The following is a 20,902-nucleotide window of genomic DNA, read 5'->3' on the forward strand; positions in this document are numbered from 1 at the left end:
GTTTAGTCATCCTTCAAACGACGATTGGCCGCCCAGCTCAGGGCACGCCACAGCAAGAAGGCGCTGAGCAAGACACTGATCACAGCAATCACGGCCAGCAGCACCGGGTGCTCGGACAGCTGATACCAGAGCAGCAGCCACCACGGCAGGTTGCCGACAAAGTAGTTATCGCCGACCAGTTGGCTGTACACGCCGCTGCTGCGGATCAATGCAACCGAACCTGCTACGGCATTGAGCTTGCCGGTGTCGGCCAGGGTTTCACGCAACAAGGCGTAATCGGCATCGTCATTGCCTAACAGCGCCACGATGCTGCGCTGGTTATGGTGCGGCGACTGCATGCCCATGATCGCGGCAATCGGTGCTTGTGCGCTGACTTCGACCCGGGTGGCTGGCTGGCTGTGTTCATCCACTGACGGGCCGCGGCGGGCGCTTTGCTCAATACCGGCGTTGCTGTAAGGCTGTACCAACATGTCGCGCTGGCGTTGCAACAACAGGCTCAAGTCTGGGTTGTCACGCATATCCTCAGGCATTTGCCCCAACAGCAGCACGTCTGCGTCTTGTTTAACGGCGCTGTCCACATCATTGCTCAGGCGCAGGCCAAAGGCCGGGTAACCGGTGCGGGCGCTAATGCCTGCCACCGCTTCGAGCAGAGTGCTGACTTGCGTCGGCGTCGAGCTGCCCGGTACTACCACGATTGATTCGGACATGTCGGCCATGCGGCTGAACGGGAAACCACTGCGGGCGAACGCTTTAAGGTCCGGCATGCTGATGTAGTGGTGATAGCCCGACAGGTCGATGGTGGAGTCTTCATCGATGATCGCCTGGGTGTTGGCCGGCAGAATGGTCTGGCAACGGTCACGCTGTGCACTGCCTACGGTGCTGGCGAAGTTGAAGTCGAAGCGCAAGCGGTTACGGTCACCGATTTTCAGCGACGGGACGATCAGCTTGTCGTTGGCGTTGGCCGAGTCGTTGGACAGCACCGCCAAACGCAGCTCTTCGAGGTTGCTGGTGTTTTTGCGCTGCAACGCCAGGCTGGTGATGAACTGATCATTGAGGCTGATGTTCAAGCGCGAATCATCATTGGCCGACGGCGCCGTGTAACGGTACTGAGTGCGCAGCGGAATACCCTGGTTGCGCCACACGAACAGGTCGGGCGGCAGGTTGATGTCCAGGGTGATGGGGCGCGGTTGCAGGCCACTGACTTGCAACTGCTGCGGGTAGGTAATCAGTTCGGCAAAACGCACAGGCCGGTCGGTGCGCATCCATGCGGGCGCGTCATAGGGTTTACGCGGTTGCAGCGCCTCGACTTTGTCGATGGTAGCCTTCTGACCCCGCAGCAGGTTGCCGCCCAGGGCCAGCGCTTTGGCGGCGGTGGCCAGGTCATCTTCGTTGCGGCCCATGACCAGCAGGATCTTGCTGTATGGCGCATCGGGGTGATCGATCAGTTGCACCACCGGGGCGGTGACCGCCGGGAATTTTTCCAGATCGCTCATGAACGCCGGACGGTGATCGTTGGTGGCGAATACGATTGAGGGCTGTGTAGCTTCTTTGCTTTGCACGCTGGGCAAGGTGTCAAACAGCACCGGGAAGTCAGCGCCGCGCCAGTTGGACTGGCTGCCAAAATAGGACGCCAGTATCGCGGCGGCTTGTTGTTCGCCCAAGGTCGGGTTGGCGGCAAACACGAACGGCAGTTCCAGTTTGCCGGTGTTGCGCGGGTCAAAAAACGGCAACGGGAAAAACGCGAGGTCGTTTTTCAGGCTCAGGGCCTGCTCTTGCAAGGTGATGCTGCTGGCACGGCTGATGTTGACCCACAGCGTGTTATTGGCCGGGTCTTCGCAGATGTCGGTGTAATGGCCAATAAACTCAAGGCGCACGCGGTTGAAGTCTGCAATCAGGCGCGGGTCCAGTGCCATTTGCTGGGTGGTCTTGCGCCCCAGCTGGTCTTTCTCGATAGGTAAGACGCCCATCAACACATCGTTGAGGTACACCCGCAGATGGGAAATGGTCGGGATCAGCGAGGGGGAGGCGGTGTATTCCAGTTGCAAGCGCGCATCGCTGGCAATCCGGTCGCGGCGCACGCTGAATTCCACCTGTTCGGCACTGTTGATACCCAGCAACAACGTGTCTGTCGCGCGGCCCAGCTGCTCAAAGGTGCGCGTGACGGTCCAGCTCGGCAACGGTTGCTGGGTGTCCTCCAGCGCAGGCTTGGGCAATGGCGCCGGTGAGCTGCCCGGCAACGGTAATGGCGCCGCCATCAACTGTGAGGCGAAGGTCATCAGCGCAAGGCTGGCAAAGAAAGCTTTTTTAGAAAAACGACTCATGATTCGCTCACTGGCCGGGAGGTAATAGGGGGAGAGACGGGCATGCGCGGCAAAAAGCTGCCCAGCCACTGAAGGATTCGCATGAACGGGCGGGCGATGTGCCGCACCCAGGCAGGCAGGTATTCATAAAGGCGGTAATAGCCTTTGACGCCCAGGGCGAGAATTTCGCTGAGGCTCTGGATCGGCTTGTCGGCTTCAAACTCGCTGTTGTGGTCGAGCCAGGCATCGGCGCGGCCGAAGGTGCACTGCACGAACTCGATTTTTTGCGCAGGCGTCAGCTTGGCGAAGTTCAACCCCATGAACAGCTCGTTGGAGCGGGTCAGGTAGCCGGGGAATACAAATTCGCGGGTGCCCCGTTGCAGAATCAATGACACCGGGGTGCCCACCGGCAATTGCAATGCCTGACCCAGTTGCAGGCCCACACCGCCGTCGGAGTAGTCCACCAGTTCGCACGGGTAGCTGTGGCCGTCGAGCAGTTTGATGGCGCCCGGCAAGCGCGTTTGCACACGGTGGGTTTGACGCACTTGACGCACTTCAGCGGCCACGGCCACCGCCGCACCAATGATCAGCAGGTTGTAAACCACCCACAACACACTGACCAGGATGGTGATGATTTCATCCTTAGGCCCGGTGAACAGGCGCCACACCGCAAAGCCCAGGCCCAGCAGGTTGAGCAGTGACAGCACCAGATACGGGCGCGCGGTCTGCCAGTCAAACTGGTTTTCTTCCATCATCCCGCCCTTGGCGGTGACGTTGAACTTGCCCCGCGAGGGGCTGAACAGGGCCACAGTGGTGGGGCGGGCGATGTACCACGCCAATACGGTTTCATACACCTCGCCCCAGAACGTCTGACGATACGCGCCCTGCATTCGGGAGTTGGTCAGGCTGGCGTGGATCATGTGCGGCAACACGTAGAGCAGGATCATCACTGCCGGGGCATAGATGATGTAGGCGTGCAGCAACAGGAACGCCAGCGGCGCGGTGAGGAAGATCAAGCGCGGCAACCCCACCAGAAAGTGCAGCATGGCGTTGGCATAGCAAATGCGCTGGAAGAAGCTCAAGCCTTTGCCCAGCAGGGGGTTGTCGGTGCGAAAGATCTGCACCATGCCCCTGGCCCAGCGAATGCGCTGACCGATGTGTGCCGACAGGCTTTCGGTGGCCAGACCTGCCGCTTGCGGGATGCGCAAGTACGCCGAGTTCCAGCCTTTGCGGTGCAGGCGCAACGCGGTGTGGGCGTCTTCGGTCACGGTCTCGACGGCAAAGCCGCCAATGTCGTCAATTGCAGTGCGGCGCAAGATGGCGCAAGAACCGCAGAAGAACGCGGCGTTCCACATGTCGTTACCGTCTTGCACCAGCCCGTAGAACAACTCGCCTTCATTGGGCCGATTGCGGAAGGTGCCCAGGTTGCGCTCAAACGGGTCCGGGGACAGGAAATGGTGCGGGGTTTGTACCAGCGCCAGTTTCGGGTCCCGCAAGAACCAGCCCACGGTCAATTGCAGGAAGGAGCGGGCGGGCATGTGGTCGCAGTCAAAAATCGCCACCAGTTCGCCGTCGATTTGCGTCAGCGCATGGTTGAGGTTACCGGCCTTGGCATGGCGGTTGTCGGTGCGCGCGATGTAGTTGATGCCCACCTCTTGGGCGAATGCCTTGAAGCTTGGGCGATTGCCATCATCCAGCAAGTGGATGCGCAATTTGTCTTTGGGCCAGTCAATGCCCAAGGCGGCATACACCGTGCCGCGGGTCACCGACAACTCCTCGTTGTAGGTAGGGATCAACAGGTCAACCACCGGCCATTGCCCGGTATCGGCCGGCAGTTGCGCCGGTTTGCGGTTCAGCGGCCAGGACGTCTGGATGTACCCCAAGATCAGAATCAGCCAGGAATACGTTTCGGCGGCCAGCAGGATCAAGCCGCAGGTCAAGTCCAGCCAGTCGTTCCAGTTCAGGGTGGAGGTGTAGCGCCACCACAGGTAACGGCACGAGACAATGATCGACAGCGAAATCAGCAGCAGTGTCGGAAACCGCCCCGGCATGCGCCGCACCAGCATGGCTATGGCCCACAACAGCACCACGAATACCAACTGCGCTAGATAGTCGAATGGCTCGGTGACGCAAATCAGGATCAGCACCAGCGCAACCACGCCGATGGCGATGTACAGCACCTTGCGGGTTTTCCAGCGAATCGCGTTCCACCAGTGCGAGCCTTTGTGCACCTGCGGACTGAGGGTCGACGGCAAGCGTTCAAATGCATTGGACAGCGCATTCCACGGCCGTTGCAGCACCAGCAGCCACGAATACAGACGAGCACGAAACTGGCGACGGGCACGCTGGCGGCGCAGGTGGTTTTCGTCAACGGGGCGCACGATGAGCAGCCACACGGTTTGAATGGCGTAACGCAACGGGTCGCCAATGGTCGGGCGCTTAGTGGCCAAATGCGGATACCAGCGCCGGTGCTGTTCGCGCAGAGCCTGCCAGTTAGGCGACTCCAGACGCAGAAAGACCCAGCCCAGCGCCTGGATCAGCGCCAGGATGAACGCGGTAAAACGCGTGCAGTTTTGATCGCGGCGCAAGCGTGTATAGGGGAACCGGTCGGCGATCATGCCTGCCTCCGTCCACGCAGCAGGCACCAACTGGCCAGGCTGATGATGTCTTGGGCGATCAGACTGCCGGGCGCGTAGCGGCCCACGGGTTCGCGACTGGCCAAGGCTTCGCCCATTGCTTCGTCGGCGTGCAGGTTAATCGGCACCACCGAAGCGGCGTAGCGATGGTGCCAAATCAGGGCCAGATCGCGCTGCAATTGGCTGCCCGCGTCATACCGGTTAACCACAAATACGGTGTCTTGCCGCGCTTGGGTCTGCAACAGCACATGGCAGGCGGCATCGGCGTTGAGCACAGTGAAGGAAAAAGCACACTGAGGATTACCCGCATGCCCCGGCAAGCGCTGCGGCAGGTCGAACAGCACCCAGTCAAACGCCTGATCCAGTGAAGCCTGGCGCTTGCTCCACAACTGCGGGCTGTCCAGCAACATGGCATCAAGCCGGGTGAGTTCTGCGCCCTCAAGTTGGCCGTAAGGCAGCACGCAAAGGCCGGGCGTCACCGTCCAGGCCTGTTGCTGCCAGGGTTGTTGGTCCAATGTGGCGCGCGCCCAGCCATCGCGCGGCGCCAGGTCCAGGTTGAAGTGCAGGCCCAGGGTGTTTTCCGGGCACATGTCCACCACCAACACGCGCTGACCCAGCGCGTGCAATGCATACGCCAGTGCGGCGAGGGTTGAGCTGGTGCCCACGCCACCGCGAATACCCCGCAGGCTGATGGCGATCATCGGGTTGTCTCCGGATGCGTTTGCAGCGTCAGCGCCGGGTTGTCCGCAGGCAGGGTCAGGCGCTGCGCTTCAAGATGAGCCAGCAAGGGCCAACGCTCCAGCGCCTGCATCAGTTCCATTTGCGCGGACACGTCGACATAACCCAGCGTGGGCAGGTCCATCATCGACTTGAGGCGCGCGATGTCGTCCGCCCGCTCAGTGCGCGAGAGGATGTCGGCGCTTATTTGAAACGCTGTGGGTAGGGCAGCCATCCGCCGTTCTCCTTGATTCGCACATAGGGCTTGCCGTTGTAATCCAGCACCACCGTTCCCGAGTTTTCAGACACTTTGGCCGTTTGTGGCAGGTTGCTCAGTAACTGTGACCAGTCCAGGTTTTGCCCGTTGCTCAAGGCCGGATCGGCGTACAGGCGAGCAATGATTTCAGCAATGGCCAAATAGCTGCTGGGTTGAGTGACATGCACAGGGGCCGTGTGTGGGGTTTGGCCCATGTTGATCAACTTGATGCCGACCGGAACGTGGGTGATTGAATCGCTGGGGATCTCACGCATCCCGGAGATTTGCATACGGTCACCGTGCAGTGCCGCGCCATGCTCGGGGACGATGGCCACGACCACCCGGCGACCGCTCTTTTGCAGCTCTTTAAGGAACGCGTTCAGGTCATCCAGCAGCACCTGCGCGCGGCTGCTGTAGTCAGCGCGTTTGGTGCCACCGTCCGCTGTGACTTGACGATTGCCGTCATGCAGGGTGGTGGTGTTGTAGAACAGCGCCATGTTGGGTTGGTCTTCAGCCAAACGGTGTTGCCACCACTTGCTCAGCACATCACGGTCGCGCCAGATCGGCGAGCCGTCGAAGCTGACATACGCCCGTGGCACGCCCGGTGCAGTGCCCAGCGCGGGCGGCGGCAGTTGACCCTGCTCGCGCACTTCTTGCAGGAAGCCGTCGAACTCGCCGGTATGGTTGAGCATCAGTTCGTCCGCGAACCCGAGCTTGCGCAGGTCATCAAACAACAGGCATTGGTCTGCCGGTGTTTTGTACAGCTGCGCGTGGGAGGTTTGACCACAGCTGGCGCGCAACAAGCGAATCGCTGCCGGGCCGCTGTAGGCAGTGGCCGAGTTGAAGTTGTCGAAAATCACGTCCATCTGGCTGAACAGCGCGTTGTCACGCAAGCCCACTTCGTCCAGGTCATCCCAGGCCATCGAGCAGATGTTAATCACCAGCAAGTCAAACGGCGGCGGCTTGACGGCCGGCTCCTTGAACTCGACTTTGCGCTCAGCTTCGCTTTTATAGAACGTGTCGAGATACGCATTGAGCGTTGTGTCATCCGGCTCACCGGTACTGGCGACAGGGGCGCCGGCGCCGGGTTGCACGTTCGCCACCGACGGCTGGGCGACTTGCGGGATCATCTGTTGCAGGTTGCCCATGCCCAGCCAGCACAAACCCAGCAGGGTGAAGGTGGTCAGGCGCAACCACTGATTGAGAAATGCGTAGCCGATGATCAACACCAGGAGCATGGCGCACACTTGCCAGTCGATAAAGCGGCCCAGCAGTTCGACGATGTAATCCACCGAGAAGTCGAGCACGCCGGGCTGGGCGAGCAGACGGCTAAAAGGCGGGAACCAGGTGTCCTGATACAGCAACGCCACGGCCACCGGGATCGCAATCACGCTGCGCACACGACGCAGCAGCGGGTGGGCGAGGGGGATCAGCAACACCAGTGCGAAGATCAGGTTGGGCAGCACTTGAAAATTCAGGTGCCCGGTCCAGGCCAGCAGGAACTTGGCGAGGAAATACAGGTTCCAGCCGCCCAGGCCTTTCCACTTTCCGGCGATCCTGGCGGGGGGGGAAGACGACTTAAACAGACTCATCAGGCGTTCTCGAAGACGAACTGGCAGAAGCGCGACGACGTACGCCGCGAGATTTCAGGTAGCGGGGGCGCAAGTACTGCTCCAGGGAGACTTTCAAGCGCAGGCGAATGCGCCGTGACAGCAAGGTCAGCACCACCGTCACGGCACTGGTCAGGACAATCACATCGAGCAATTCAAGGAACGTCATGGCGCAGGCTCACTGAGGGGCAAAGTGATTCTTTGCGCGATTAACGGCGGGTGATTAAGCGGTGTCAGGGGTGCCGTCACGCTGTGTTCAATCGGGATATACAGCCCCAGGTCAGTCACCGGCGCCTGCATGAAGGCGTCTTCAGGCAGGTCAGCCATGCCGTTCAGCACCTGGCGATGGTTGAACAGGTCTCGCCACGGCAGGCGGCAGATATTGCCCAAAGCAGGGTCCAGGCCATCGGCACGGCAAGCGAACAAAAACAGGTACAGCTCGCCATTGAGCAAGCACGCGATGTCACCAAAACGGCGCAAACACATTTGATTGAGGAACAACTGCGGTTCAAGACCCGGCACCGGTTGGAACTTGAGCAGTTGATGGGTCACTTCCCCCGAGCTGTCTGCGACGATTTGCTCCACGGTGTCATAAAACACGCGCGGGCTGACCAGACCGCGAATTTGCGGTGGCCGCTGGCGCTCCAGCAAGGTTTCGAAATCGCTGTTTTGGCTGTATTGCCAGCGCTGGCCCTGCACGCTTTCGATCATGCTCAAAAAGCGCGACAACACAGTGCCCTCGGGAACAATCAGGTTGGCACCGCACGCCAGCAACAAGCGCTCATCGCGATAACGCACGGCCGGTTCCATTTCCCGCACCACGATTTTCAGTTCAGGGCCGCATTTTTCCCGCAGGTCATGCAGCTGCTGCGCCAGTTCAAGCAGTTGATGGCTGTTGTCGATGCTCACAATGACCGTGGCAGCCCGTGCCGATTGGGCTTCTTGCAACAGCGCTTGACGGTCTTCAAACAGGTACCAATGCCTGGACAATGAAGGCGAACCTTCAAGCACTGCGCGCTCGACCAGATACACGTGCTGGTCGTCCGCTACGCGCGGCTGGGTATCGACCCCTGATTGGGGAATCAGGGTGAAGCACTGTTTATCAATCGACAGCTTGAATTCCTGGCCAGCGCTGACGCCCAGTCGGTTATGCCAGAAGTGCAGTTGGTAACGAATATCGCCATTGTGCCGGTACAACCGGCTCAATCCGGACAACGTCTCATTGAGCTGCAACAGTTCGCTGTGCAATGACTGAGCGTCGCCGTGAGCGATCACCAGCAATGTGGCCTGGCGCTCTTGTAACCAGGCGCGCACCCGTTCACACCAACGCTGTAAACGCTGCGACCCCACTTTGTCGCCCCAACTGCTGGCAGGTGCCACCAATACAACCTGGCTCGCAGGACCAATGCCGGCGCGGCTCATGTCTCGGGTCAGCGTGGCCAGGCCCGGTTTGATCTCGCGCACGGGGATCTCGAACAGTTTGAGCTTGGCGGGGCCGCGATCGGGTGCCAGGTCACTGAGGATGCTGTGCGGGGTATTGGCGCAGGAAATCAAGGTCGACGGTATTTGCGGCGCCAGTGCTTCAATGAACTGGCGGGCCACAACTTTTGCGTCAGTCGGTTGATCGACGGTAACCCAGTACAAACCTCCCGTGCGTAAAGCGATCTGTTGATCCAGCAACCCGCGGATGGCCAAAGTGGTAAGAGCCAAGCGAAACGTCCCCCCATGGAAGCGTACGAATAAATAGCGCGAATGCAGTCGGGTACAACGATCACACACATCGCAGGTTGCGCAGATTGCATAACGCTTAATGACGTCAAACAAATGGCGCTAATTTTTTAACCTGTTAAGCGTAGACGATTATTCGTACACGTCCCTGTTAAATCAGTCCGTACATACGTAGGACATAGCCTTGGCGCATGCCAGAAAGTGCGCATCCTATCACTGCAAAAAGGGGATCGCTCATGATTTAAAACAAGTTTCGTCAAAAAAATGCTGCAAGTAGTGCTCAAGTCATTAAATTGACAAGTTTTTGATCCAGGGCACTAAAGAGCACCTGCGGCTTTCTGAGTGCGCCATAGCGTGCTATTGCTTAACAGGCGTTGGGCGAGCAGCCAAACGTGTCTGTTTGGGTTCACTGAGTGAGCCTGCCCCCTTCACCGCAACGAACATGAGGTGCAGATATGCCGGTTAAACATGACTTGCCTGAGGACTTGGGCATTACCCCTGAGACCTTGAACACGCTCAAGGCTCACAACCCTCACCTGACAGCGCTGATACAGAAGTATGCGCAGGCCGATAAAAAGGTGCTCGATGCCGAAAAAGGCGATGCCGTCGCCACGCCCGATGCGGTGCTGACTGAGCTAAAGTCCAGCCGTTTAGCCTTGAAAGATCAAATTGTCGAGGCGTTGAAAGCCTCACAAAAGAGCCAAACAGCGCAGGAGCAGTAATGTCTAACATCATCAAAATTGTCGCCACGCTGCGCGCAAAGCCGGGCAAAGGCCAGCACCTTAAACAGGTATTGCTGGCGTGTGTAGAAGGCTCGCGGGCCGAACCCGGCTGCTTGTTTTATGACTTGCATGTAGACCGCAGCGACGCGGAGCGTTTTGTGTTCATTGAAGGCTGGAAGGACATGGCGGCCATCGAGCACCACAAAACCACCGCGCATTATCTGACGATGGGTAAAGCGGCCGCAGACCTGGTCGACACGCGTGAGGTGCTACAGCTCGATGAAGTGAGTGAGCCTGCTGCGCGCCGCTGATGGACGCTGCATGATGGTTGGCGGCCCTCATCAGGCCGCCATTTTTATAGGGACTTAAAAGCTGGCAGCGTCCAGTTCGAACAGAGAGTTGCTGCCAGCGCGAATGGTTTGCTCCAGGCTGAGCGTGCGCGGCAGCACGCGACTGAAGTAAAACGATGCGGTGGCCAGCTTGGCGTCATAGAACGCAGGCTCTGCCTCCCGTGCACGTTGCGCCACATCCGCCATGCGCGCCCACAGCCAGGCGTACGCCACGTAACCAAACAGGTGCAGGTATTCAACCGAGGCCGCGCCAATTTCGTTGGGATTGAGGGTGGCTTGTGCCCGCAGCCAGTCACTGACGTCTTCAAGGCGCTGCACGGCTTCGAGCAGCGGGTTTGCATAAGGCGTGCCGGGCAGGGCGGCGAAGTCACGGATCTGGCGGGTAAACAATTGCAACGTGACACCTTCATTGGCAATCACTTTGCGCCCCAGCAGGTCCAGCGCCTGAATCCCATTGGTGCCTTCGTAGATTTGCGCAATGCGCACATCCCGCACCAACTGCTCCTGACCCCATTCACGGATATAGCCGTGGCCGCCGAACACTTGCTGGCCCAGCACGCAGCTGTCAAAGCCGGTGTCGGTGAAGAACGCTTTGGCCACCGGGGTGAGCAGTGCCACAAGGGCGCTGGCCTGTTGTTGTTCTTGCGCATCGGCCGAGTACTTGGCCAGGTCCAGTTGCTGGCCGACGTAGCTGGCAAACGCACGGCCGCCCTCGGTCAGGGCTTTGATGCTGAGCAACATGCGCCGCACATCCGGGTGCACGATGATCGGATCGGCGATTTTGTCCGGCGCCACTGTGCCAGTGGGGGCGCGGCTTTGCAGGCGTTCACGGGCATAGGTGCGCGCGTTCTGGTATGAGGTTTCAGCGCATCCAATGCCCTGTATACCGATCGACAAGCGCTCGTAATTCATCATGGTGAACATCGCCGCCAAGCCTTTGTTGGCTTGCCCGATCAACCAGCCGCGGGCACCGTCAAAGTTCATCACACAGGTCGCCGAGGCCTTGATACCCATTTTGTGTTCGATGGAGCCACAGGTCACCGCGTTAGGCTCGCCCAAGGAGCCATCATCATTGACCTGGATTTTAGGCACCAAAAACAGCGAGATCCCTTTAGGCCCCGCAGGCGCATCGGGCAGCCTGGCCAACACCAGGTGAATGATGTTCTCGGTCAGGTCCTGGTCGCCGCCGGTGATGAACATTTTGCTGCCAGAGACGCTGTAGCTGCCATCGCTCAAGGGTTCTGCGCGCGTGCGAATAAGCCCCAGGTCGGTGCCTGCATGGGCCTCGGTCAAACACATGGAACCGGCCCAGCGCCCTTCATACAGGGGGGGCAAGTAGGTCGCTTTGAGCGCCTGGCTGGCGTGGGCATCGATTGCCAGGCACGCGCCACTGCTGAGCGCTGAATACAGGGCAAAGCTTGAGTTGGCGGCGTAGAGCATTTCTTCAAACTGCACCGCGAGCATTTTGGGCATGCCCATACCGCCAAATTCAGGATTTCCCGACACCCCGACCCAGCCACCTTCAATGTAGGTGGCGTAAGCAGACTTGAACCCGGCCGGGGTGGTGACCTGGCCCGCCAGCCAGTGCGCGCCTTCTTCATCGCCCGCCCGGTTAAGCGGAGCAATCAACTGGCCGGTGACTTTGGCGGCCTCTTCAAGAATGGCATCGGCGGTGTCGGCGTCGACATGATCGGCCAGCGCAGGCAAGCGCGCCCACAGGGCTGGCGCTGCAAACACTTCGTGCAAGACAAACCGCATATCACGCAGCGGCGCATTGAATTCAGGCATCACAAAACCTCGTTGTGGCACAGCGAATAGGGGGCGCGCACCGGCTCAAAGGGCCTTGGCCATGTCGCGCAAGACGTATTTCTGAACTTTGCCCGTAGACGTTTTGGGTAACAGGGTAAACACCACGGTGCGCGGCACCTTGAACCCGGCAAGATATTCGCGGCAAAAGCTGATGATTTCAGCCTCACGCACATGCCCATGGTCTGCTTTGAGGGTGACAAACGCGCAAGGGGTTTCACCCCATTTTTCGTCCGGGCGCGCGACAACGGCGGCCTCCATGACACCGGGATGGCGGTACAACACGCCTTCCACTTCGATGGTAGAAATGTTTTCGCCGCCGGAAATGATGATGTCTTTAAGACGGTCCCGAATTTCAACATAGCCATCGGGATGGCATACCGCCAGGTCGCCCGTATGAAACCAGCCGCCCTCGAAGGCTTCTGCCGTGGCGCTGGGGTTCTTCAGGTAACCCTTCATCACCGTGTTACCGCGCATGAATATCTCACCCATGGTTTCGCCATCTCTGGGCGTAGGTTGCAGGGTTTTGGGATCGGCGACCATCAACCCTTCCAGCGTGGGGTAGCGTACGCCCTGACGGGATTTGATCTGAGCGCGCTCTGCCAGCGGCTGCTCATCCCACGCATCGTGCCAGGCGCAAATCGTCACCGGGCCATAGACCTCGGTCAAACCATAGACATGGGTGACCTTGATGCCCATTTCTTCCACGGCGCCAATCACTTTGGCCGGAGGTGCCGCACCGGCCACCAGCGCATGCACCGGATGGTCGATGGCGGCCTTGGCAGAGGCTGGCATGTTGACCAGCGCGTTGAGCACGATGGGCGCGCCACTGAGGTGGGTGACCTGATGCTCGCGAATCAGTGTGAGGATTTTTTGCGGGTCGACCCGGCGCAAAAACACATGCACGCCTGCCAGCGCGGTAATAACCCACGGGTAACACCAGCCATTGCAGTGAAACATCGGCAAGGTCCACAAGTACACCGGGTGGTTACCCATAGCCCAGACCATCTGATTGCCCAACGAACTCAAGTACGCGCCACGATGGTGATACACCACGCCTTTAGGGTTGCCGGTGGTGCCGGATGTGTAGTTCAGCGCGATGGCGTCCCACTCATTGGCGGGCCATTGCCATTGGTACTGCGGATCACCCTCGGCCAGCAGGGCTTCGTAATCCAGCGCACTGAGCGGCTGGCCTTCGCCGTACTCCGGGTCATCGACGTCGATAATCAGTGGCGGGTGATCGAGCATGGCGACGGCCGCATGCACCACGTCATGGAACTCGCGGTCCGCGATCAGCACTTTGGCTTCGCCGTGGGCCAGCATGAAGGCAATCGCTTGCGCATCAAGGCGCACATTGAGGGCATTGAGCACGGCGCCGATCATTGGCACGGCAAAATGCGCTTCCAGCATCGCCGGAATGTTGGGCAGCATGACCGCCACAGTGTCGTTTTTGCCGATGCCGCGCCCGGCCAGCGCGCAGGCAAGCCGTCTGCAACGGCTGTAGGTTTGGGCCCAGGTTCGACGAATCGAGCCATGAATGACGGCGGGGTAGTGAGGGTAGACGCTGGCGGTGCGTTCGATGAAGCCCAGCGGGGTGAGGGCGGTGTGATTGACAGCAGCAGACCCGAGGCCTTGCTCAAAAATCGACATAGTGGTCATTCCGGTGGCTGATTGTTAGCTCTATGGCTGCCCGTTCTGCCAGTGGCGCGCGGGTCAGTTTGATGTCCGGCCCGAGTTATATCCCACTCTGTATTTGATATGGAAGTAATACCTAAGCACTATAGTAGTTGTTCTATAGCCTCTAGCCTCAGGACCTTAAATGCCTGTTTCTCTCTTGCTGCATGACCCGCAACCCACTGTAGTGCTCGACGCAGAGGGCTTGCCACTCACGGCCAATCGCGCGATGACCACGTTGCTGGCCGGTGCGCCGCTGGGTCAAGCACGCGCATGGCTGCCGCATAACACGCCTGAACTGGTGCGTTCATGCCTGCAACAGGCTCGCGCGATTGAACAAGTAGAGGCCCAGTGCACGGCACAACTGTGGCTCTGGACACTGATCCCTGATGTCGCCAGCCAATGCGTGGTGGCCCGTGGCCGGGAAGCCAGCGAGGAGCTAGTGGCAGGGCGCGAAGCCGCGAAAGCCAGGCGCCTGTACCGTCTGATTACCGAAAACACCACCGACCTGATTTCACGGCACACCCCGGACGGGCGTTTTCTGGATGCCTCGCCCGCTTCCTGGACCTTGCTCGGTTATTGGCCCGAAGCCCTGCGCGGCACGCAAGCGCAGCGCTTGTTCCATCCTCAGGACCTGGCCGGGGTGATGCTTGAAGCGCGTGATGCGCTGCACGTCGAGGGCTATCACACCATGACCTACCGCATTCGCCATCAGGCTGGGCATTACCTGTGGTTTGAAACCGCCAGCCGTGCCATTCGTGAAACCTATACCGGGGATGTGGTGGAAGTGGTCAGCGTGTCACGGGACATCACGCCGCGCGTTCAGGCCGAGGAGAACAGGCGCCGATTGGCAGACGTGGTTGAGGCCCAAAAGCGTCAGCATCAAGATGAAATGGCACACACGGCGCGACTGGTCACCTTGGGGGAGCTGGCCTCGGGGATTGCCCACGAGATCAATCAGCCGCTGGCCGCCGTGGTCAATTATGCCCACGCCAGCCAACGCTACCTGCAAAACCTGGCCAACAACCCGCAAGCGGTCGAGCGGGTTGCCGAAGGTCTGGAACGCATCACCCTGCATGCCAACCATGCTGCTGAGGTGATCAAACGCTTGCGCGGTTTTTTGCGTAAGGGCCGGCGCAATGTGCAAGCGCTGGACGTGGGGGAGGTGATACGCCAAGCCGTGAGTTTATGTGCCTGGGAGGCGAGCGCACGCCAGATCAGCATCGACCAGCAACTGGCGGCCTCAGTGCCGCGGGTGTATGCCGACCGGGTCCTGTTGGAGCAGGTACTGCTTAACCTGTTGCGCAATGCCATTGAAGCCAACCACGAGCAACATCCCGGCAGCCCTTCGCGCCTGCTGTTGCGCGCACACCCCTTGAGCGACGGGCGCCTGCAAATCAGCGTGCACGATCAAGGACCGGGGGTCAGTGATGAGCAACTGGAGCAGCTGTTTACGCCGTTTTACACCAGCAAGGCCGACGGTCTCGGCCTGGGCTTGTCGATGAGCCGCAGCATCATTGAAGGTTTTGGCGGCGAATTGTATGCGCAACCGCAACCTGAAGGCTTATTGGTGTGCTGCATCCTGCCGTTGAACGGGTCAATCACCCAGCAAAAACAAGAGAGTATTTAAAGCATGACGATTGCAGTGCAACCCAAGGTATACGTGGTCGATGACGACCAGGGCATGCTCGACTCAACCGTGTGGCTGCTGGAGTCCGTGGGCCTGAGCGCGCTGGCGTTTACCAGCGGACAGGCTTTTTTGCAGGCCTGCGACGCCAGACTAAACGCCTGCGTGATCCTCGACGTGCGCATGCCATCAATGGGCGGCCTGCATGTGCAGCAGGCACTTATAGAACGCGGTATTAACCTGCCGGTGATTTTTGTCAGCGGGCATGCCGATGTGCCCATCGTGGTGCGCGCGTTCAAGGCCGGCGCCCATGACTTTATCGAGAAGCCCTATAACCAGCAGTTGTTGCTCGACAGTGTGCAGCAAGCATTGAGTGCCAGCGTGGCGCAGCGCGTGACGAGTCAGGCGCTGCGCGATGTGCAAGAACGCCTCGATAGCCTGACGCCTCGCGAGCGCGATGTGTTGCTGCCACTGGTCAAGGGCTGCACCACCCGCCAGATAGCCGAGCGACTGGCCGTTAGCGTCAAGACCATTGATCTGTACCGCTCCCGGGTCATGAAGCGCATGCAAGCGCAGCATTTGCCTGATCTGGTGGGCATGGCCATTGCTGCCGGGCTGGTTGATCCGCTCAACCTGCGCTAATCAACAGCGCTTCAACGGCTGCCATCACCTGAGGATCATCGGTGTGAGCGACATTGAACCGAAGCTGGCGCTGGCGTGAAGGGGCATAACCGAACAACGTCCCCGGCGCGAGCACCATGCCCTGTTGCAGCGCCGTGTGGGCCAAGGCGTCAGCATCCAGACCGGCTGGCAATGTGGCCCAGATAAACAGTCCACCCTCGTAGGGCTGGCTCAAGGTCATGCCTAGCCCGTGCAACCATGCCGCCACCCGCGCACCGCTGCTCAACAGGTCGCGCAGCACACGCTTACGGTGTTTGTGATAACTGCCGTCGTTGAGGGTTGAGCACACCAGTTGCTCAAGCATCTCGCAGGTAATACCGCCGCACATCAGCTTCATGTGCGTCAGGCTGGCTGCTTGCTGCGCGGTCGTCACCACATAGCTGACCCGGAAATTGGCGCTGAGGGTTTTGGAAAAGCCGCTCAGGTAGGTGACGTGCTCAGGCCCCGCCAAGGTGGACAGTCGCAGCGGCGGGTCAGGGTGCAGGTCGCCATACAAATCGTCTTCGATGATGTGGCAACCGTAGCGCTTGGCCAGCTCTAAAATTCCATAGGCCTGACTGGGCGAAAAGGAATGCCCGGTGGGGTTATGCAGCACGCTGGTGGTCAAGTAAACGCTGGGGCGCTGTTCAATCAACAGCGCTTCCAGCGCCTGCAAATCCAGACCTTGAGCCGTGCGTTCAAGCGTTACAACCTGCGCACCGTGCAACGCCAGGTTGGCGTGAAAATTGAAATAGCAGGGCGCATCCAGCAGCACGGTGTCGCCCGGCCGAAGGCGTAGACGCAGCAGCATGTCCAAAGCCTGGATCGTGTTGCTGCTGGTGATGATCTGTTCAACAGGCACATCGAGGCCCTGGCTCGCCAGCTTTTGCTGTAATGCCTGGCGCAGCGGCAGATAACCTGCCGGGTCGCCATAACCGGTCAACCGCAACTGGGCTGAACGACTGATTTGCCGCAGGCTGGCGCGCAGGGTGCTGGGTTGCAGCCAGTGTTCGGGCAAGTGACCCGCGCCGGGGCGCATGGCAAGGCTGGCACCGATCAAGGAGCGACGCAGTACGCTGGTCAAATCCTGTGGCAGCAGGTCGACGCCAGCGGCGCGCGACTGTGTCGGCGCCAGGGCCACAAAATAGCCGAGGCCCTGACTGGAGGTAATACGGTTTTGCCCGCGCAGGCGATCGAGTGCCTCGATTAGAGTGAATTTGCTGACCCCTAATGCTTCGGTCATTTGCCGTGCGGAGGGCAATTTACTGCCGGGGCTGAGTAATCCCTGATCAATTGCTGCGCTTAGCGCATCAACGATTTGCTGAACCTTGGGCGTTCCGGGCTGAAATTCAAGGGTTGGAATGTGCATGACGGCCTCGTACTTTGCCGGTCATCCTACCAGTAAAGATCGGTAAAGTTAGGCCGGGCTTTATCTGCTGCATGGAGCGCACTTTGTCTAACATGGCCCACCGCTCGTACCCGTTCGAGTGATGAGATCAGGGATGTAATGCGCTTTATGGCTACTCAATTGACTTTTGCGTCCTTTGCTTACTTTTTGATGTTCTGCGCCACGATGACTTTCAGCCCTGGCCCCATGACCTTGCTGTTGATGGGGTTTGGCATGCAGGAAGGCTTGAAACGCTCCATGCCCGTGCAGTTGGGCGCCAGTGCGGCGTATCTGGTGTCGATTCTGATTTTTGCTGTCGGCTTTGCCGAACTGGTGAAAGGCAATGTATTGATCAGCCGTGGGATTCAATACATTGGCGTCGCCTATTTGCTGTACCTGGCTTACCAGCAATGGACCCGTCAGGGGCTTTGCTTGCAAACCCCTGACACGCCAATGGCCAGCGGCTTTAAAGGACGCTTCGGAAAAGGTCTGTTGACCGGATTCTCAAACCCCAAAACGATTGTCATGTTCAGCGCCGTGTTCCCGCAGTTTGCAGGGCAGGGCGGCGACACCCGAATGCTGGATTTGGCAGCGCTGGGGCTGGCCTTCTTGCTGCTGCAATTTGCCAGTGGCTGCTTGTATTGCTATTTCGGCCAACGCATTCGCCATGTGCTGCAAAGCCCCAAACGCCAGAGACTGCTGCAAAGGGCCACTGCCGTCATGCTGCTGTGCGTGGCTGCGTTACTGGCGCGCGGTTTTTAAAGACGGCGCTGGCGACTCAACACTGCGGTAAACAAATCAGATTGATGCGGTATATTGCAGGCCTGTTTTGAGCCGTATCGAGATTGGTTTTGTCGACTTCTGACCCCGCAACACCGCTGGCCGCCATCAGCCCTTTAAATGCCGTGCAGGCGCCTGTGATGCTCTATCTAGAGCGGCTTGCGCCATCGAGCAAGCAAACCATGCGTTATGTGTTGCAAGACGCGGCCGATCGACTGGGCGTTGAAGACGTCACCATCGACGAATTCCCGTGGCATCACTTGCAGCCGGGGCATATCACGGCTCTGGTGGCCGCATTGCGTACCGACGGCTATGCACCCAATACGTCGTCGTTATACGTAAACGCCATTCGCGGCGTGATGAATCAAGCCTGGCAGCAAAGCCTGATCACCCAGGATCATTTACTGAAAATCCGTGCTGTAAAAGCAGGCGGCGGCACACGGCTAAGCAAAGGCCGCAACCTGCGGCGCAGCTTGATTCGTGAGTTGATGGAGGTGTGCGCAGCCGACCCGCGCCCGCAAGGGTTACGTGATGCCGCGATCATCGCGATTCTGTACGGCTCGGGGATGCGCAAGTCTGAGTCGGTGAACATGGAACTTAGCCAGGTCAACGTGACAGAGCGCAGCTTGCAGGTATTGGGCAAGGGCAACAAAGAACTGATCAAATTCGCCCCGGCCTGGGCCTTTGAAAAACTCGACGCCTGGCTGCAATTTCGTCGGGCGAACTTACCCGAGGGGGTCAGTGACGATGAGTTTTTGTTCAATCGCATTCGCCGAGGCAACCACATCACCCGCGAGCGCATTACCAAACACGCGATTTACTACATCGCCAAACAGCGCGGCAAGCAGGTGGGCGTCAACATCATGCCCCACGACTTTCGTCGCTCATTCATTACCCGCGTGATCGAAGAGTACGACGTCTCCATTGCACAAAAACTGGCGCACCACGCCAACATTGCCACGACTGTGAGTTATGACATGCGCGATGACAACGAACGCCGCAACGCCACCGACCGTTTCATTCTTTAACGGCTTTATCCGGCGTGCCGCACCGCGTGAAGCAGGGCAGAGTGTCAGGCTGATTACTCCGATCTACATATAACTCAACTAAACAGACATTTAGTTGAGTTATGAATTTTGGATATATTCAATTCTTAAAGGGGATAGGAATTCGCCGCCTCCATGTCATCAGGTACTCGACGCAACCCGTTTGGGGATCAGATTGCTCCTTAACCCACTTAAAGCCCTGGGACTGGTAAAAGGCGACACTGGGTGAGTTTGCCTTGTAAACCGCCAGCTTCAACTCGTTGCGCAGCAATTTGGCATGGCCGATCAACTGTTTGCCCAAACCCTTGCCTTGATGGGCGGGATCAACAAACAAGGCTGCCAATTGATCACTCATCAACGAGTAAAAGCCTTGAACCCCGGATGAACCCTCAATGACATAGGTTACAGATGCTGGAATATAAACGTTGCGCATCATCTTTGTATGCGATTGCCAATAAGACGCATCGATAAAGTCATGCGCCTTGATCGAAGCACTCAGCCAAATACTTAGAAGGCATTCCATGTCGCGATATTCAAATGGCCTAATCATTTGTCATTCCATTGTGGTTTACGTGCTGAGCACAGTGAAAAACTGGTGGCGTCAGCCCCTTAGTAGTCAACGTCATGCCGGTAGCACTGACATTAACGATCACGTGTTGAACGGCCGGACATTGTTGCACAAGCCCAAATAGGTATTGAGGAACTTGCAGCACATCCGTCCAGGTCGGTAAGACGGTAAGACGGTAAGACGGTAAGCGCGACAAAGTCTTCGGCTTATCAGGCTGAGCCGATATTAAAAAGCAGCCTCCACTGACCCTGACACTCCAACACAAATGTTCGCATAATGTATATTATGTTAAATCATGTATTTGGCTAATGTGTTCATAACGCTTTATCACGCCAGTCAGTGATTTAATCGCGAGCATCCTCGCCCTTCAGGACTCTATGGATTTCAGTAATCACCTGCTTTGTGGCGTCTTCGATCGTTCCCTCATTGCGGCATAACATCCAGCCATGCTGTGCTGTGGCTCGCTCGAACGCTTGGGTGCAGGCAACATGTTCCTCAAACTTATGGATCACTGTACTGCTCAGCCCACGCCGTCGTGCCATAGCTCTGGCCCATGAAATCTCAGGGCTGGTGACAACTGCGACATGCAGATCCGGCACTCGCACTTTATGATCGATGTTCAACTGCAGAATTTCAGTAAACGGGACTATCCGGCGAAACGCAGCGTCAGAGGGATACCAGCGATCGATCAATATGATGCTGTCATGGGGTTGTTTGGCCAGCACGTTTTGGGAAATCCACCTGCGGCTATCAGCAAAACGCTCACACACCCGAAACTCCAGATCCCGAGTGGGACTTCTGACGAGTTCGTTAACGAGGGCCATGATTTCCCCCCTAAAAGGATCGCTTTTTTGCTCACTCAGCCGGATGACTTTTTGGCTGTCGGCCCTCAGTGCTTGGGTAATAGCTTCCAACAGCGTGGTCTTGCCAGTTCCTTTGGCACCATCTAGAGAAATAAACAGCTGACGATTCATTCTTCACATTCTGCCGAGGTTGGTCCCTACCTTACGACGCCACCCTGCTCCCGCCAACGAC

General features: G+C 58.5%; 18 protein-coding genes. 6 read left to right on the forward strand and 12 right to left on the reverse strand.

Annotation, left to right across the window (positions count from 1 at the left end; all coding sequences use genetic code 11):
• Window positions 1-2: 2 nt before the first annotated feature.
• Genes bcsB through bcsE form a run of 7 tightly spaced genes read right to left on the reverse strand, consistent with a single transcriptional unit; the run spans window position 3 to window position 9,229 of the window.
• On the reverse strand, window positions 3-2,321 hold the full coding sequence (gene bcsB / locus ACP7A4_RS19420; RefSeq protein ID WP_059762300.1) for a cellulose biosynthesis cyclic di-GMP-binding regulatory protein BcsB: 2,319 nt from the start codon (window positions 2,319-2,321) through the stop codon (window positions 3-5).
• Window positions 2,318-4,918 carry a UDP-forming cellulose synthase catalytic subunit gene (gene bcsA / locus ACP7A4_RS19425; RefSeq protein WP_059762301.1) on the reverse strand — a complete coding sequence of 867 codons (2,601 nt, stop codon included), beginning with the start codon at window positions 4,916-4,918 and terminating at the stop codon, window positions 2,318-2,320. The genes bcsB and bcsA overlap by 4 nt, the downstream gene beginning before the upstream one ends.
• Complete coding sequence (gene bcsQ / locus ACP7A4_RS19430) at window positions 4,915-5,637, reverse strand: cellulose biosynthesis protein BcsQ (RefSeq protein WP_059762302.1); 723 nt, start codon at window positions 5,635-5,637, stop codon at window positions 4,915-4,917. The genes bcsA and bcsQ overlap by 4 nt, the downstream gene beginning before the upstream one ends.
• A complete protein-coding gene (gene bcsR, locus ACP7A4_RS19435) occupies window positions 5,634-5,888 on the reverse strand; it encodes a cellulose biosynthesis protein BcsR (RefSeq protein ID WP_426247980.1) in 255 nt (84 codons plus the stop codon). The genes bcsQ and bcsR overlap by 4 nt, the downstream gene beginning before the upstream one ends.
• Window positions 5,858-7,501, reverse strand: coding sequence for a cellulose biosynthesis protein BcsG (gene bcsG, locus ACP7A4_RS19440; protein WP_059762304.1), 1,644 nt, complete (start codon window positions 7,499-7,501; stop codon window positions 5,858-5,860). Before bcsG ends, bcsR begins: the two co-directional genes overlap by 31 nt.
• Window positions 7,488-7,688 (reverse strand): cellulose biosynthesis protein BcsF, encoded by a 201-nt coding sequence (bcsF, locus tag ACP7A4_RS19445; RefSeq protein WP_059762305.1) that lies wholly within the window; start codon window positions 7,686-7,688, stop codon window positions 7,488-7,490. Before bcsF ends, bcsG begins: the two co-directional genes overlap by 14 nt.
• Window positions 7,685-9,229, reverse strand: a complete 1,545-nt coding sequence (bcsE, locus tag ACP7A4_RS19450) for a cellulose biosynthesis protein BcsE (protein WP_426247981.1) — start codon at window positions 9,227-9,229, stop codon at window positions 7,685-7,687. Before bcsE ends, bcsF begins: the two co-directional genes overlap by 4 nt.
• A gap of 473 nt (window positions 9,230-9,702) precedes the next feature.
• Between bcsE and ACP7A4_RS19455 the strand changes: the two genes are divergently transcribed.
• Entirely contained in the window at window positions 9,703-9,969 is a 267-nt protein-coding gene (locus tag ACP7A4_RS19455; protein ID WP_059762307.1) for a YdcH family protein, read from the forward strand.
• On the forward strand, window positions 9,969-10,280 hold the full coding sequence (locus ACP7A4_RS19460) for a putative quinol monooxygenase (protein WP_059762308.1): 312 nt from the start codon (window positions 9,969-9,971) through the stop codon (window positions 10,278-10,280). The genes ACP7A4_RS19455 and ACP7A4_RS19460 overlap by 1 nt, the downstream gene beginning before the upstream one ends.
• A gap of 54 nt (window positions 10,281-10,334) precedes the next feature.
• Here ACP7A4_RS19460 and ACP7A4_RS19465 read toward each other — a convergent pair whose 3' ends face one another.
• Both ACP7A4_RS19465 and ACP7A4_RS19470 read right to left on the reverse strand, forming a co-directional pair.
• On the reverse strand, window positions 10,335-12,107 hold the full coding sequence (locus ACP7A4_RS19465) for an acyl-CoA dehydrogenase C-terminal domain-containing protein (protein ID WP_426247982.1): 1,773 nt from the start codon (window positions 12,105-12,107) through the stop codon (window positions 10,335-10,337).
• Between the two features lie 45 nt (window positions 12,108-12,152).
• The gene (locus ACP7A4_RS19470) at window positions 12,153-13,775 is read right to left on the reverse strand and encodes an acyl-CoA synthetase (RefSeq protein WP_426247983.1); all 1,623 of its coding nucleotides are present in this window, start codon (window positions 13,773-13,775) and stop codon (window positions 12,153-12,155) included.
• Window positions 13,776-13,944: 169 nt separating this feature from the next.
• Between ACP7A4_RS19470 and ACP7A4_RS19475 the strand changes: the two genes are divergently transcribed.
• Both ACP7A4_RS19475 and ACP7A4_RS19480 read left to right on the forward strand, forming a co-directional pair.
• Window positions 13,945-15,429: a PAS domain-containing sensor histidine kinase gene (locus ACP7A4_RS19475; protein ID WP_203303362.1), complete on the forward strand. Its 1,485-nt coding sequence runs from the start codon at window positions 13,945-13,947 to the stop codon at window positions 15,427-15,429.
• Window positions 15,430-15,432: 3 nt separating this feature from the next.
• Window positions 15,433-16,068, forward strand: a complete 636-nt coding sequence (locus tag ACP7A4_RS19480) for a response regulator transcription factor (protein ID WP_059762312.1) — start codon at window positions 15,433-15,435, stop codon at window positions 16,066-16,068.
• On the opposite strand, the gene ACP7A4_RS19485 is transcribed toward ACP7A4_RS19480, so the two are convergent.
• Window positions 16,055-17,455 carry a PLP-dependent aminotransferase family protein gene (locus tag ACP7A4_RS19485; protein ID WP_426247984.1) on the reverse strand — a complete coding sequence of 467 codons (1,401 nt, stop codon included), beginning with the start codon at window positions 17,453-17,455 and terminating at the stop codon, window positions 16,055-16,057. The genes ACP7A4_RS19480 and ACP7A4_RS19485 overlap by 14 nt on opposite strands.
• Window positions 17,456-17,602: 147 nt before the next feature.
• Between ACP7A4_RS19485 and ACP7A4_RS19490 the strand changes: the two genes are divergently transcribed.
• Both ACP7A4_RS19490 and ACP7A4_RS19495 read left to right on the forward strand, forming a co-directional pair.
• Window positions 17,603-18,235 carry a LysE family translocator gene (locus ACP7A4_RS19490; RefSeq protein ID WP_059762375.1) on the forward strand — a complete coding sequence of 211 codons (633 nt, stop codon included), beginning with the start codon at window positions 17,603-17,605 and terminating at the stop codon, window positions 18,233-18,235.
• 158 nt (window positions 18,236-18,393) lie between these two features.
• Entirely contained in the window at window positions 18,394-19,281 is an 888-nt protein-coding gene (locus ACP7A4_RS19495; RefSeq protein ID WP_059762314.1) for a site-specific integrase, read from the forward strand.
• Between the two features lie 118 nt (window positions 19,282-19,399).
• Here the strand turns inward: ACP7A4_RS19495 and ACP7A4_RS19500 are convergent, their stop codons facing one another.
• Window positions 19,400-19,849, reverse strand: coding sequence for a GNAT family N-acetyltransferase (locus ACP7A4_RS19500; RefSeq protein ID WP_426247985.1), 450 nt, complete (start codon window positions 19,847-19,849; stop codon window positions 19,400-19,402).
• A 362-nt stretch (window positions 19,850-20,211) separates the two neighbouring features.
• On the reverse strand, window positions 20,212-20,841 hold the full coding sequence (locus tag ACP7A4_RS19505; protein ID WP_426247986.1) for a dTMP kinase: 630 nt from the start codon (window positions 20,839-20,841) through the stop codon (window positions 20,212-20,214).
• Window positions 20,842-20,902 lie beyond the last annotated feature (61 nt).

The sequence above is a fragment of the Pseudomonas sp. TWR3-1-1 genome, assembly GCF_049896545.1.
In the GTDB taxonomy this organism is placed as follows: domain Bacteria; phylum Pseudomonadota; class Gammaproteobacteria; order Pseudomonadales; family Pseudomonadaceae; genus Aquipseudomonas; species Aquipseudomonas weihenstephanensis.